Annotated in this window: 12 protein-coding genes; 4 read left to right on the top strand and 8 right to left on the bottom strand. The window is 45.7% G+C overall.

The window, feature by feature from the left end; translation table 11 throughout:
- Positions 1-171: 171 nt before the first annotated feature.
- Positions 172-1,353 carry a multidrug effflux MFS transporter gene (locus tag BUA17_RS04565; RefSeq protein WP_072732741.1) on the top strand — a complete coding sequence of 394 codons (1,182 nt, stop codon included), beginning with the start codon at positions 172-174 and terminating at the stop codon, positions 1,351-1,353.
- A 162-nt stretch (positions 1,354-1,515) separates the two neighbouring features.
- Here the strand turns inward: BUA17_RS04565 and BUA17_RS04560 are convergent, their stop codons facing one another.
- Positions 1,516-2,685 carry an MFS transporter gene (locus tag BUA17_RS04560; protein WP_063565160.1) on the bottom strand — a complete coding sequence of 390 codons (1,170 nt, stop codon included), beginning with the start codon at positions 2,683-2,685 and terminating at the stop codon, positions 1,516-1,518.
- 91 nt (positions 2,686-2,776) lie between these two features.
- A complete protein-coding gene (locus BUA17_RS04555) occupies positions 2,777-3,367 on the bottom strand; it encodes a TetR/AcrR family transcriptional regulator (protein WP_072732740.1) in 591 nt (196 codons plus the stop codon).
- A gap of 145 nt (positions 3,368-3,512) precedes the next feature.
- On the opposite strand from BUA17_RS04555, the gene BUA17_RS04550 reads away from it, so the two are divergent.
- Entirely contained in the window at positions 3,513-4,169 is a 657-nt protein-coding gene (locus tag BUA17_RS04550; RefSeq protein ID WP_072732739.1) for an NADPH-dependent F420 reductase, read from the top strand.
- A gap of 73 nt (positions 4,170-4,242) precedes the next feature.
- On the opposite strand, the gene BUA17_RS04545 is transcribed toward BUA17_RS04550, so the two are convergent.
- Positions 4,243-5,121 carry an AraC family transcriptional regulator gene (locus BUA17_RS04545; RefSeq protein WP_072732738.1) on the bottom strand — a complete coding sequence of 293 codons (879 nt, stop codon included), beginning with the start codon at positions 5,119-5,121 and terminating at the stop codon, positions 4,243-4,245.
- A gap of 135 nt (positions 5,122-5,256) precedes the next feature.
- Here BUA17_RS04545 and BUA17_RS04540 point away from each other — a divergent pair, with 135 nt between their 5' ends.
- The gene (locus BUA17_RS04540) at positions 5,257-7,233 is read left to right on the top strand and encodes an alpha-amylase family protein (protein ID WP_063565164.1); all 1,977 of its coding nucleotides are present in this window, start codon (positions 5,257-5,259) and stop codon (positions 7,231-7,233) included.
- A gap of 112 nt (positions 7,234-7,345) precedes the next feature.
- On the opposite strand, the gene BUA17_RS04535 is transcribed toward BUA17_RS04540, so the two are convergent.
- From BUA17_RS04535 to BUA17_RS04520, 4 genes are all read right to left on the bottom strand, one after another.
- Positions 7,346-8,404, bottom strand: a complete 1,059-nt coding sequence (locus BUA17_RS04535) for a threonine aldolase family protein (RefSeq protein ID WP_072732737.1) — start codon at positions 8,402-8,404, stop codon at positions 7,346-7,348.
- Positions 8,401-8,835, bottom strand: coding sequence for a MarR family winged helix-turn-helix transcriptional regulator (locus tag BUA17_RS04530; RefSeq protein WP_231952523.1), 435 nt, complete (start codon positions 8,833-8,835; stop codon positions 8,401-8,403). The genes BUA17_RS04535 and BUA17_RS04530 overlap by 4 nt, the downstream gene beginning before the upstream one ends.
- Positions 8,836-9,035: 200 nt before the next feature.
- Positions 9,036-10,754 (bottom strand): ABC transporter ATP-binding protein, encoded by a 1,719-nt coding sequence (locus tag BUA17_RS04525; RefSeq protein ID WP_063565166.1) that lies wholly within the window; start codon positions 10,752-10,754, stop codon positions 9,036-9,038.
- Between the two features lie 2 nt (positions 10,755-10,756).
- On the bottom strand, positions 10,757-11,125 hold the full coding sequence (locus tag BUA17_RS04520; RefSeq protein ID WP_090806120.1) for a hypothetical protein: 369 nt from the start codon (positions 11,123-11,125) through the stop codon (positions 10,757-10,759).
- Positions 11,126-11,322: 197 nt separating this feature from the next.
- Here BUA17_RS04520 and BUA17_RS04515 point away from each other — a divergent pair, with 197 nt between their 5' ends.
- Entirely contained in the window at positions 11,323-13,422 is a 2,100-nt protein-coding gene (locus tag BUA17_RS04515; RefSeq protein WP_072732736.1) for a serine hydrolase domain-containing protein, read from the top strand.
- A 103-nt stretch (positions 13,423-13,525) separates the two neighbouring features.
- Here the strand turns inward: BUA17_RS04515 and BUA17_RS04510 are convergent, their stop codons facing one another.
- Positions 13,526-14,467, bottom strand: coding sequence for an alpha/beta hydrolase (locus BUA17_RS04510; protein ID WP_072732735.1), 942 nt, complete (start codon positions 14,465-14,467; stop codon positions 13,526-13,528).
- Between the last annotated feature and the right edge of the window lie 6 nt (positions 14,468-14,473).

Genomic DNA, 14,473 nt, shown 5'->3' with positions numbered 1-14,473 from the left:
GCCGAGTATTAACAATGATTGTCAAACCCTCCTACTCTTATAATGATGAAAGGTAATTCGACAAATGATGATTTATAATCGTCTCGCCATCATGATGCCCCCCTTTCCCTAGCTAGGCTCATATTCTTGTTGTCATAACAGAGTATAAGCTTGTAGGAGGGCTAATATATAATGAAGAAATATGCTGTACCATCTTTGCTTTTAATGATTGTTCTTATCGCTTTTCCACAAATCAGCGAAACCATCTACACTCCATCGCTGCCAGATATCGCAGCAGCACTTGGTGTATCTAATAGTTCCGTACAATTCACGTTAAGCATCTATTTTATAGGATTTGCCTTAGGCGTTTTCTGCTGGGGCTGGCTGTCCGACTTGATTGGTCGCAGACCTGCAATGCTGGGCGGTCTCATCGTATATGGGATCGGAAGCTTGATGTGCTTTTATTCGGAATCGATTCAGTTGCTTCTCATCGGCCGTTTCGTACAGGCTTTCGGTGCCGCAACTGGCTCGATTATCACCCAAACCATGCTTCGAGAAAGTGTATCGGGAGATCGAAGACATGCGATGTTTGCCCAAATCTCTGCTGTCATTGCATTTACACCGGCAGTTGGACCACTGATTGGTGGTTGGATTGATCAGGCCCTTGGCTTCAGATGGGTATTCTTTGCGTTAGTACTGATGAGCGTTTTGTTGTTCATATATGCTTTTATTAAACTGCCGGAGACAACGAACGTTTCTTTACGATCCAAGGTGGCTATACTTCCGGTTGTTAAAAAGATGCTCGCCATGCCGCGCGTAATGGTGTTTGGCGTATTGATCGGTGGTATTAACGGAGTTTTATTCAGTTATTATGCCGAAGCTCCCTTCATCTTCATTGAACACTTTGATCTGTCGCCTGGCGTTTATGGTTTTCTGGGCATTATTGTGGCCTTGGCATCGGTGGTCGGTGCAATGATCTCCAAAAGATTATTGACCGTTTACGCACCGGAAAAGATTATTCGTTTGGGTTGTCTGGTCATGACCAGCGGTGCTCTGCTCCTAACCCTTGGAAGCAGCTTGTCTATGCTGCCCAATCTTTTGCAGATCATCTGCATGTTAACTGCCAAGTTTGTTCTATTGATTGGCGCAGGTATTGCTTTGCCCAATTGTCTAAGTCTTGCCCTTGTTCATTTTCAAGATGTAATTGGCACAGCAGGTGCCATATTCAGCTTGGGCTACTACTTGCTGGTAAGCCTTACGACATGGGGAATGGGTGCTCTGCATAACGGTTCATTGCTGGTAATGCCCTTATATTTTCTAATCATTAGCGTCGGAATGTTGTGGCTTGGCAAAAGATTTATCTCAGAAGAATAATTTATTAGGGTAATTCATTTGTATTATAAATAATACGAAGAAATGTCCCGGGGCACATTTCAAAAAAATAGAAGCAGTCCAGTACTTTTATCGTATCTGGGCTGCTTTTATTCATATTGTTGAACATAAAGTCTGAAAGCCAAATCGGCTTATCAAACGTTTTTAATGTTTTATATCCATATCTGCAACCTTAACTTTGAAGATTCCACGCATATACGGAAGCAGCGAAATTACACCTACCAAAGCCAACACAACCCCGACCCAGATCGGCGCAACCAGGCCGTAACCGGCACTAATGGCCAAGCCACCAACAGAAGATCCTACCACTACACCAAAGGTGACGATCGCGGTATGAACGGTGTTCACCATCAGACCACTTCCTCCCGCGCGTATCACTCGCGCGACCATAGGCGGATTCATTGGAACCCCGGCCAACCCGATGATGATTACGGCAGGAATAACCACGGCAGCTGTATGTACGCCAATGGCGAATGTCAGAAGACCAAACGTCAAGAGAACAAGCCCTATCGTTAGAATCAGCATAGTGTATCGGTCCGCCAGTCGACCAGTGATCAGATTACCAGCAACCGTAGCAGCTCCATACACAACAAACAATAGTGGCACCGCGGACGTTGAAAAGCCCGTCAACTCTGTAAAAATTGGAGCAAAGTAGCTGAATGCTGCAAAGGTGGCTCCTATAATAAGAAAACTTGTCAGGTAAGCCGCCCAGAGCTTGCGATTGCGAAAAGATTTCATTTCATGACGCAAACTCGTGGGCTCCGGTCTGGATAATACGGGGATCAACCGCAATGCAGTTACTCCTGACAGTAGAACAAGAATGGCGACCGCCCAAAAACTGAAACGCCAGCCATAAGCATCGGCCACCCACGTTGCAGCAGGTGTACCCAGAACCGTAGCAATCATAAGACCCCCGAAGATTATCGACACCGCCCGTCCCCGCTGGTTTTCCTCCACGAGCGAAGCAGAGATCGAGATTGATACGCCAAAAGCAGCTGAGGAAGCAACACCTGCTATGATGCGTGAGGCCATCATAACCTCATAGCTACCTGCGATCGCGCCAAGCAACTGTCCAGCGAGAAACAGTCCGGTTAGCATAATGAACGCTTTTTTCCTAGGCATATTCAGCAGAGCAGCGGTTAGTAAGGGACCTCCTACGACCATCCCCGCTGAAAAGGCTGTAATCAAATATCCTACTTGCGAGACAGATACTCCAAACTCCCCCGCAAGTGTATTCATCATTCCAGCTACCATAAATTCTGAGGTAGTCATACAAAAAATAGCTAAGCTAAGCACATAGATTGCCAATGGCATCTTCAATTCCCCTTTTCATATGAGTTATAAAACCACACTATTGTAATGATCGGTACAAAACTAATGCAAAAAAAAGTGCCGGATTACCCGGCTAGTAAATAGCTGCCAATGTACCTTCTACAATACTTTTTGCCAGATCACGGTTCTGTGAAGAACTGTTAAGCACGCGAAGTCCGTAATAGCTGCTTAGGAACAGGCTTGCCAGTTCTTTGGCTGGTCTCCCTGAAGTAATCTCTCCTGTCTGGACACCCTGCTCCATCAGATTATAAAGTGCATCCTCCAACAATCCGATATGCCGTGTCACCACTTCTTCAACCATAGGATCAACCCGTGCCCGTTCCATTGCTGCATTAATTAGGAGACAGCCTCTTCGCCCTGATTCCGAGAAATCTTCCTGTACACCCCACTCCAGCAGGCCGCGTAATCTTTCTTTCAACGGTAAGGGGCTCTGTAAAATCTCGCTTTGCTCCCGTATTCCTTCCTCATGGTAACGCTGGAGTACCTTTTCATATAAATCATGTTTGCTACCAAACGCATTATATAAACTGCCCTTCCCGAGACCGGTCTGTTTACATAGATCCTCAGTAGAGCACCCTTCGTATCCGTTCAACCAAAAGGCATCCATGGCTGCGTCAATCACAGCCGTATCCTTAAATTCTCGTGGTCTTCCACCTCTGGTCACTTCATTTCCTCCCTTCTCAACGAAATAATAAATCTTAGTATAGGTAATTTGTAACGTTCAGTCAAGAAGTTGTTTACAGCTCTATTGTTCTCTGTTACAGTGAAGATGTCATACCATATTAAATCGGGAAAGGAAGTCGGAATAAATGAAAATCGCAATTATTGGAACGGGAAATATCGGTGGTAATCTCACCCGTCGTCTCACCAAACTTGGTCATGATGTCTCGATTGCTAACTCGCGCGGTCCTCATACCTTGACGGATCTAGCTGAAGAGACAGGCGCAAAACCGCTTGAAGTAACGGACGTCGCCCATGGAGCCGAGCTGGTCATTGTAACGATTCCACAAAAGAATATTCCGGATCTCCCTGATGGTATCTTAGACCAAACTGCACCTGGTGCTGCCATTATTGACACCGGGAACTATTACCCCCGTCAGCGTGACGGCTTGATTGCCGAGATCGAGGGTGGCTTACCTGAAAGCCGCTGGGTCGAGCAATTCTTGAAACATCCTGTCAACAAAGCCTTTAATGGGATTTCCGCTGTTAATCTGCTTGAACGTGGACTGCCTGCCGGCTCACCTGATCGACTTGCTCTCCCGGTAGCTGGTGATGATCCTGATACAAAGAAAATTGTACTTCAACTTGTCGAAGAGTTGGGATTTGACGCCATAGACGCTGGCGGTTTGGACGAATCGTGGCGCCAACAACCGGGGACTCCTAGTTACCAGGAGCATGGAGCGGATAGTCTTCGGCAGGCCTTATCGAATGCTAGTCCTGTACGAAGCGAGGACTTTAAAGCTTGATCATTTGAAATTCCAGGACATTGAATAAGTCATCATCCACCGCCCTTTCGGGCGGTTTTTCGTTTGATCATATCTATTCCATGAAATACAACTGATGCTTCTTGCGGTACTCTCCAGGCGTGAGGGAAGTTTGACGCTTGAATAACCGTGTAAAATAGTTATGGTCCTGCAGTCCACATAATTCACCGATACGCTTCAGTGGAAGCTCCGAATGTGCCAATAACCGCTTGGCCTTCTCCATTTGCAGGTGATGCCTGTATTGCAGCGGGCTCATCCCCGTATACTGCTTCAGACAGCGGGCCAGGTAATCAAAATGATAAAGCAGATCACGCACCATCTGTCCGGAATCAAACGGCTGATCTAGACGTTGACCAAGATAAGTCGCCACCTTCTCGCTTAGAAAATAGGAACGAGCCTGCGGGCTGTTCTGTCTCATTCCCTTCTGTAACTGCAGCAGGAATTGGCCCAACAGAACATGCAGCTCGAAGGAGCGCTGACGGGTGAGTACATGGTGCAGATCAAGCATTTCTTTCATTATCGGCTCCAGGTTACGTAAATCCACCCCGGCGAATTTGGGAATTTCAATGACTCCTGGGGGTGCCTCAATATCCTGGTCTGTTTGTTGAAGTAAAGGCTGCTCCCAAGTCGTCTTTTCTTTCAAAATCATCTTTTGCACAGAGGGAAGCTGGAAATGAATCCAGTATACTTCCGTCTGCACATCCGTTGGTCTATAGCCACGGTGGTCTTTGCCAGGTTCAAGAACCAGCATCATACCTTCCGCAATCTCGTAACGGAGGCCATCTTCCTCCATGTACAGCTCTCCTTTGGCGCAAATAATAAGATCAAACACATCAAAGCTACGCTGGGCATGCTGCATGCCCGGCTGCCATTCGGTGTGCCCAATGGCTGCTAATAGCGGAAACGGCGGAACTTGAAGTTCAAGTACAAGCATGAGATCCCTCCTTTGTTTAAAATGTAGATAATGTGCTATATATAGTCGTGATTGTCAGCTGTATCGGAGCTGATGATCGATTAGAGTGGTAGATATAATATGATTCTATCATTTAATGACCAGGGGGATGCAAGCATGAAATTTCGTCAAGTTCATCTCGATTTTCATACGTCAGAAGCCATTGAAGGCATTGGCCGTGATTTTTCGAAGCAGCAATTTCAGGAGATGCTTAAGACTGGATACGTCGATTCCATCACCATTTTCTCCAAGTGCCATCATGGCTGGGCCTATCACCCGACAACCGCCAATCAAATGCATCCACATCTGAATTTCGATCTTCTGGGTGCCCAGATTGAAGCTGCTCATGAGATAGGCGTGAAGACACCGGTCTATCTCTCTGCTGGCCTGGATGAGCGACTCGCCCGCAAGCATCCTCAGTGGCTCATCCGCAATCAGCAGGAGCAAATCAGTTGGACAGCCGACTTCATGACACCGGGATATCATCAATTTTGCATGAACACCCCTTATCTTGACGTGCTCACTCTACAGGTCGAGGAAGTCGTAAAGAATTATGATGCGGACGGCATCTTCCTCGATATCGTTGGTGTTAGGGAATGTTATTGTCAATATTGTGTTGCCGAGATTCGCTCACAGGGCTCCGATCCACGAAACATTCAAGATATGAAAAAACTGTGGGAACAGACGTATGCTCGTTATGCTAATCGAATGAATGAGACTGTGCATGCAGTGAAACCCGGATTACCAGTGTTCCACAACAGCAGTCACGTCGACCGAGGGCGGCGGGATCTCGCCCATGTAAATACCCATTTAGAGTTGGAATCGCTACCTACGGGCGGCTGGGGGTACGACCACTTCCCACTCTCTGCACGTTATGCGCAAACACTGGGCATGGATTTCCTCGGCATGACCGGAAAATTCCATACCTCTTGGGGCGAATTCGGTGGATACAAGCACCCCAACGCGCTGCGTTATGAAACTGCACTGAGCCTTGCGAACGGGGCACGCTGCTCCATTGGAGATCAGCTGCATCCAGGTGGTCAGATGGACCTTGCCACGTATTCGTTGATCGGGGAAGCTTACCGCGAGGTAGAAGCAAAGGAAGAATGGTGCCGAGATACTACCGCTATGGCCGATATCGCGTTGCTGTCAGTGGAAGCAGCCTTATGGGAATCCGGAGGCGATCCTCATAACCAGCACAAACACCACGATACCGGTGCTGTAAGAGTTTTGCTGGAAGGCCACTATCTCTTCGATGTAGTAGATCTGCAGGCTGATCTATCCAAATATAAAGTTGTTATTTTGCCGGATGCCATTAGCATTACAGAGTCAATCAAAACCAAACTGACAGCCTTTCTTGCCGGGGGCGGCAAAATTCTCGCCACTGGCCGTTCCGGACTCTCACCGGATGGTACGGGCTTTGAATTCGATTTGGGTGTAGAATATCAGGATGTTTCCCCATTCCGTCCCTCCTATTTCCGTCCGAATTTCGAGCTTCCTTCGCTGCGTACAGCCTCTTTCGTCATGTACACCGAAGGACAGAACACAGTGCCCACGACAGACGGCATCGTACTTGGCAGTAAGGAAAATTCATATTTTAACCGTGACTTGTTCACGTTCTGCTCTCACCAGCATACCCCTTCTGATCTGCAGGAATCGGGAACTGGCATGGCTGAAGGTCAGGATGGAATCTATATCGCGTGGAATGTTTTTGAAGATTATGCGACGAAGGGGAGCTTGGCTGTCAAGGAAATCATCTGTTACGCATTGGACCGTTTACTGAGTAACAACAAGTCGCTGATAACCAACCTACCTGCCCAAGGGGTTACCACGCTGCAGATTCAGAAGAACTCGAACCGTTGGGTGAATCATCTACTGTATGCCTCTCCAGTACGTAGAGGACAAGGTGTGGAAGTTATCGAGGATATCCCTCCACTTATCAATACAGAGGTGACGGTTGCGGCTGCCGAACAAGTACAAGATGTGTATCTGGCGCCACAGAACCTTAGTCTCCCATTCAGTCAGGTGAACGGCCTTGTGACCTACACGATACCGGAGTGGTCCTGTCATCAAATGGTCGTGATTCAATTTTAGAAGTACATTCATGGAACATTTAGCAGTAAACAAAAAAAGAAGTCGCCATTAACATGGCGACTTCTTCTTTGGCGTTTTAATCCGCCGATGTACTATCTTTAGGGATTAATGATTACACACAAGCTTTCAATTTGTTCAGAGCATGGGAAATATCACGAATCAGTGAGTCCACATTTTCCCGCTGGGTGGCCCAACTGGTACAAAAACGAACGACGCTGTGTGTATCGGACACCTTTTCCCAGAATGTGAACGAGTAACGGCTGCGTAAATCCTGAAGCAGATCATCTGGCAGAATCGGAAATTGCTGATTGGTTGGTGAATCATATAGGAAAGTAATACCTTGCTCCACAAGTGAATCATGAATCAACATGGCCATGTCCACCGCATGCTGGGAAATTTCAAGATACAGACCATCTTCAAACAGCGTTTCAAACTGAATGCCCAGCAATCTGCCTTTGGCAAGCAGGCCGCCTTTTTGTTTGATCATATAACGAAAATCTGGCTTAAGCTTGTCGTTCAGGATGACTACCGCTTCTCCCATCAATGCTCCGATCTTGGTTCCGCCAATATAGAATACATCACATAGGCGTGCGAGATCAGCGAGAGTCGTATCACAATTCCGGGAAGCAAGAGCATACCCAAGACGCGCCCCATCAATAAAGAACGGGAGACCACACTGTTGGCTCACATTAAATAATGCTTGCAGCTCTGCCTTGCTGTACATCGTACCGTTCTCAGTAGGCTGGGATATGTAAACCATTCCGGGCTGGACACAATGTTCAGGTGCTGCATCATTCCAATGGGCATCATAGACCGCTTTGACCTGATCTGACGTGATCTTCCCATCCTCGCTTGGTACCGTGATCACTTTGTGACCTGTGGCTTCGATCGCTCCCGTCTCATGGACCGCGATGTGGCCCGAAGTCGCTGCAATCACGCCTTGGTATGGACGCAAAATGGAGGCAATAACCGTTGTATTGGTCTGTGTACCACCAACCAAAAAATGCACATCCGCCTGTTCATTTTCACAAGCTTGTCGAATAAGGCTTCTCGCCCGATCACAATGGGCATCTTTACCGTAACCGCTCGTTTGTTCCATGTTCGTTGAAATTAGTCTTTGCAAAATGCGCTCATGCGCGCCTTCGTTGTAATCACATTCGAATCGTATCATCGTCTTGTCTCTCCTGCTCTTTTGTTCAACTTATCCTGAATATTCATCATTGAAGCGTAAACTTCTCTGATCTCTTCCTCATCCAAACCTTGCATTAACTTCACAATCTGCTGATCTGAACGTTCATTCAACTCACCGTAAAGCTCCTGCCCTTTTTCAGTCAGGCGAATCAAACTAACGCGGCTGTCAGCAGCTGAATCCACTTTCATCAGCAGCCCTTCTCGGGTCAGTTTACTTACAATTCGGCTCATGTAGCTGCGATCAATGGTCAGTGTATCCACCAGATTGTTCGCAATGCTCTCCCCTTGAATGCCAATTTCAATAATGACCCTTGCTTCAGCGAAGGAGTATCCCGTTCCCAGGATATGTTTATCGAGTACACCGAGTATATTGGTATAAAAACGGTTAAAACGCCGCATTTCAGTCAACATATCTGCATTTATTTGCTGAGAGTCGATGTGAAACCCTCCCTTTTAGTGGACATTGTCAACATTATAATAATCAGTTTAGTGGACGTTGTCAACAATATATAATATTGATGAACTTTATAGTTCAAATGAATGTCACTTTATTGAAAAACAAAAAAAACAAAAAAACAAACCGCGCAAATGCACGGTTTGTTTTTTGGCTATTAAGAATGGCTGTATTGCACCTGGTGAAGTCTGCTGTATATGCCTCCGGCAGCGACCAGTTCTTCATGGTTACCCTGCTCTGCGATGCCATCCGCATTGACTACAAGGATGCGATCTGCATTCTTGATCGTTGTCAGTCGGTGTGCAATAACAAGGGTTGTTCTGCCCACTGACAGTTCCGCCAAGGACTTCTGGATTAATGCTTCGGTTTCGGTATCCAGAGCGGACGTTGCTTCGTCCAGAATGAGAATCGGTGGATTTTTCAGGAACATCCGAGCAATGGACAGGCGCTGTTTCTGACCTCCGGAAAGTTTGACACCACGCTCACCAATGATCGTATCAATCCCTTCTGGCAAAGTAAGAAGCAACTCTTCCAAAGATGCACGACGGGCTGCATCCCAGATTTGCTCGTCTGTTGCCGTTAAATCGCCATAAGCGATATTTTCCTTAATTGTGCCTGAGAAGAGAAATACATCCTGTTGAACAATACCGATATGTTTGCGCAAAGATTCCAGCTGAACCTCACGAATATCAACTCCATCAACGGTAATCCGACCTTCCTCTACTTCATAGAACCGTGGAAGCAGACTGCAAATGGTCGTTTTACCTGCACCGGAAGGACCCACAAAAGCAACGGTTTCGCCTGGATTGATGGACAAACTGATATTATTCAGAATACGTCGATTTTCCTCATAACCGAACGAGACATTTTCGAAACGAATATCTCCACGGACGCTTTTTAGCTCAACGGCATTTTTCGCATCAGCGATTTCCGGCTCGGTATCAATGATTTCCAGATAACGCTTGAATCCTGCAATACCCTTAGGATAACTTTCGATTACGGCGTTAATTTTCTCAATCGGACGGAAGAAGATGTTGGATAACAGCAGGAATGCCATGAAATCACCCATATCAATTCTGCCATCGATAAAGAACCAGGCACCGCTAATCATAACGAACACAGTAACCAGACGCATCATCATGTAGCTGACCGATATACTCTTCGCCATCGTTTTGTAAGCAAGCAGCTTTGTTTTACGGAAGTTCTCGTTATCTACGGAAAATAGTTTTTTCTCATGCTCTTCGTTAGCGAACGATTGAACGACACGAATTCCGCCTACGTTGTCTTCGATACGGGAATTGAAATTCCCCACATCTCCGAAGAGGCGCCGATAGGTCTTCGTCATGCGACCACCAAACACGATAATGACCCAGGCCATGATAGGAATAATGACAAAGGTGATCAGTGCAAGCTCTAAATTAATGTTCGCCATAAGCCAGAAAGATCCAATTAGAGTCATAATCGCGATGAATACATCCTCAGGTCCATGGTGAGCAACCTCTCCAATATCGTTGAGATCATTGGTAAGGTGACCGATCAGATGACCCGTCTTGCGATTATCGAAAAACCGGAAGGATAACTTTTGTAAATGAGCAAACATCTTCGAACGCATGTTGGTTTCAATGTTAATGCCAAGCATATGTCCCCAGTAGGTCACGACATAATTCAAGACGGTATTCAGCGCATAGATCGACAGCAAGACAATACATGCGAGGATAATGAGTGGCCAATCTTGACCTGGCAGCAACTCATTAATGAACTTGCTTACAGCAAGTGGAAATGCCAGCTCTAGTAAACCAGCTAGTACTGCACAACCAAAATCAATTAAAAATAGTTTTTTGTAAGGACGATAATACGAGAAAAAACGACGAACCATTCTTATTCACTCTCCAGATCCTGATTAGGGCTTTCTTCTTCATTTTGTAATTCAAAAAGTTGGATGTATTCATCAATGACCTGATCAATGGCTTTCAGTTCACCACTTATCATCTGATGAATATTCCGGAACTCCTCCTGACCAAGCTGTCTGGCCAACGTAGCTCTTCGATTCTGCATTTGTTCCAAAAAGACTAAAATTCTTCCACGGCGAAACGTTTGTGCCCCATTGCCCCGTTTTCCGTGATGCTCTCCATGCCCTCTCCCACGTCTTGAACCTTCACCTTGTCGCTCTTCTTCCCCACGACCCCGTCTGGACCGCTCTCCATGGCGATCAGGTTGTTCGTTCACATTTATATGTCTTTCTCTCATTTTTGAAGCACCTCCATCTTCGTATACATTTGTATACAAATTGTTTATGTATACGATTGTATACGTAAGGGATTTTTCTGTCAACCCGTATTTTTCCATTTTATTCTGGCCCAATTCATATTCAGTTCACCGTCCTAGAGTACACTAACTTACGTACCACCACAGAGATACCTAATCTACAGATAAGACAGGAGAAGATGAGATTGACACTGAAAAAACGAACTTCATTCGCCGCTGTAACCCTGGTGTTAACCATGTTAGCCCCAATGAATGCTCTCGCCGCACCGGCAAACAGTAACACCAGTAACCTCACGTATAATATGACCCAAAAAGCGGTGATGGAGAAGGCCAAGCTCCTTACCGAAACATACGGTACAACAAGTGTGCAGTACGCACTCATGGATGAGGGAGAGATCGTGATCTCCGGACAAGTAGGCAAAAACGACCCGGAGGGCCGTATCCCCCTTTCTTCTAATACAATGTATGGCATCGGTTCAACCAGTAAAATGGTGCTCACAGCCGCTGTGATGAAGCTGGTTGACGAAGACAAGATCGATCTGGATGTGCCGGTTGTGAACTATATCCCTGACTTTAAAATGAAAGATAACCGTTACAAACAGATCACACCTCGTATGTTGCTGAATCATTCATCCGGGATTCTTGGAACCTCAAGCGGTAGTGCCATACTGTATGGGGACAATGATACCTATGCACATGATACATTTTTGGATCAATTGGCCGAGCAAAATTTGAAGGCAGATCCGGGAGCCTACTCGGTGTATAGTAACGATAGCTTTACGTTAGCTGAAATTCTGGTCGAAAAGGTTAGTGGCATGAGCTTTAGCCATTTCATCCAACAGAATTTCACCGAACCCTTGGGTATGAGCCATACCAAAACGCCGCAGGATCTGATTGATCCTGACCAAATGGCGGTAACTTATTCGCAGCTGAATAAGGAACAACTTCCACTAGAGAACACGAATATGATTGGCTCTGGAGGCATTTACTCTACCGCAGAAGACCTGGTCAAATTTTCGCAAATCTTTACGGGAGAGGTCAAAGGTATTCTTTCCAGTGAGTCGGCAAAAGCAATGACGCAAGAAGAGTACAAAAAAGGTGTGTGGCCAGAGGACAGCGATTCATCTATTTCGTACGGGTTAGGTTGGGATAGTGTGAACTTGTTCCCATTTAGCGAATACGGCATCAAGGCAGTTACCAAAGGCGGGAATACGATTGCCTATCATTCGTCATTAATTGTGCTTCCGGAATACAATATGGCTGCAGCCGTTACTTCCTCAGGTGGGTCAAGCACAACCGACCAATTGATTGCGAGCGAGCTGTTGCTTAGCGCACTTGAGGAAAAGGATGTTATTGAAGGACGGAAGCCGGAAAAATCATTTGGCGCCCCTGTAAAAACAACCATGCCGAAAGAGCTAACGCAGTATGCTGGCATTTATGGGGCGGTTGGCAGCTCGTTATTGAAGTTGGAAGTGAATGATGAAGGACAGTTGACGATGTCCCAGCTATTGTCGCCGAACAGTACCGAACAAAAGTATACGTATACTGAAGATGGCTCTTTCGTGAACGAGCAAGGTACAGAAAAGTTGAAATTCACTCAAGAGGATAACGGGAATACATACTTGTGGTCCCGTTCGTACCAGTCGGTGCCAGGGCTTGGACAGATCGCCTCCTCGGAATACAAGGCAGAAAAGCTCGAAACCAATTCATTATCCGAAGATGTAACAGCCGCTTGGCAGAAGCGTGAAGGCAACATTTATTACCTGGTGAATGAAAAATACACCTCAACGGTATATGACAGTGCAACGCCGATCATCCCCATTCATATGTTCGATGAAGCACCAGGTTATGTGTATACTAATAAAATTATTGATGCAAATTCGGCCGTGAATCAACTGCAAATTCCAGGCTTGGCTGGCCGGGATACGATGGAGTATAAGTTCTTCGAGAAAAACGGCGTAGAATACGTTTCAGCAGGAGGAAAGGTCTACGTCAGTCAAGAACTAGTGAGACCGCTCTATTCGGGGAAACAATCGAAGACAACGATTCAAACGAATGGTTATGCGACATGGTATTCGGTACCGGCAGCAGCCGCAGGTAAAGTGATGACAGTGAAGATGCCTTCGAAAGGTGCTTTCACTGTATATGACCAGACGGGTATCAGTACGAATCATACTGTGGTTAGTGGTGAAAATGAAGTTACATTGCCTGAAAACGGTACGATTGTATTTGCTGGTGAAGCTGGTTCAAGGTTCGAAATTTCGTTAACAAATCAATAATAATGAGTATGGAAAATACGCCCGTTCCCCTGTGTTCTACTGGGGAACGGGCGTTTCATTCTTTCTGAAATCCATTCTGAAAGATACTACGTTTGTTCTAAGTTTATTTTACTTCATTCATAAACTTCCTGAAGTTTTCGGCTATTTCTTTGGATCGGGTATGGTGTAAATAATGTCCACCTTCGAATGTCATCACTTTACCATGTACTGAATTTTTAACTTGCTCTTCATGCATAGGTATCCATCCTTCCGTTTCGGTATCATTCGCTTGTAAAAAGAAAATGACAGGCAGATCTTTGGGGAAGGTCAAGCCTTCAGCAGCTTTGAAATTGGGACCAAAATTTTCGCCTTCACTTAAGTTGTTCGGATTAAACGTATTTTTGAGTGAAAGCATTCTAATTTGTTCTCTGGTTTCATCATCAACAGCTGGTGCAATCAGTTGATCAGGGGCCAGTTTCATTAACAATCGGTAGAACCCTGATTTTTTGAGCAGTTTGTACACATCTGTTGGGAATGGATCATCGTTGCCTCCCTGCGTTGGAACGCTGCTATCAATCCCAACAAAAGCATTTACTTCGTTTGGATATTTGTTTACATAATCTAGTCCGTAGATTCCTGAAATGGAATGACCCATCAGCGTGTAATGAGTAATATTAAGCTGCTGTAGAGCTTCATGAATTTCACTGACCATATTTTCCGTGGTACGCTCTTTTTCAGTTATGTCACTTAATCCATAACCGAAAGGTTCAATGACGACGACTTTGTAAAACGGAGATAGCTCATCAATTAACGGTTTAAAATCGAGGGCTGGGGCAGGTGTTCCGTATCCCGGAAGCAATACCACGGTTTCTTCACCTTTTCCTTGGATCAACACATTCATGTTTTTCCCGTCAACCGCTACGGACTGACCATAGGGTTTTATTTTCCCTGCCTCCGACTTGTTGCTAAATACATTTACAAAATAGACAGTGGCAATAAATAATGCAAAAGCGATAACTATGGCTCCGAATATTTTGAGTAAAATGATTAATATTTTTTTCATCATGATGGT

The organism is Paenibacillus sp. ov031 (assembly GCF_900143165.1).
In the GTDB taxonomy this organism is placed as follows: domain Bacteria; phylum Bacillota; class Bacilli; order Paenibacillales; family Paenibacillaceae; genus Paenibacillus; species Paenibacillus marchantiae.
This window is presented reverse-complemented; position numbering and strand designations above follow the sequence as displayed.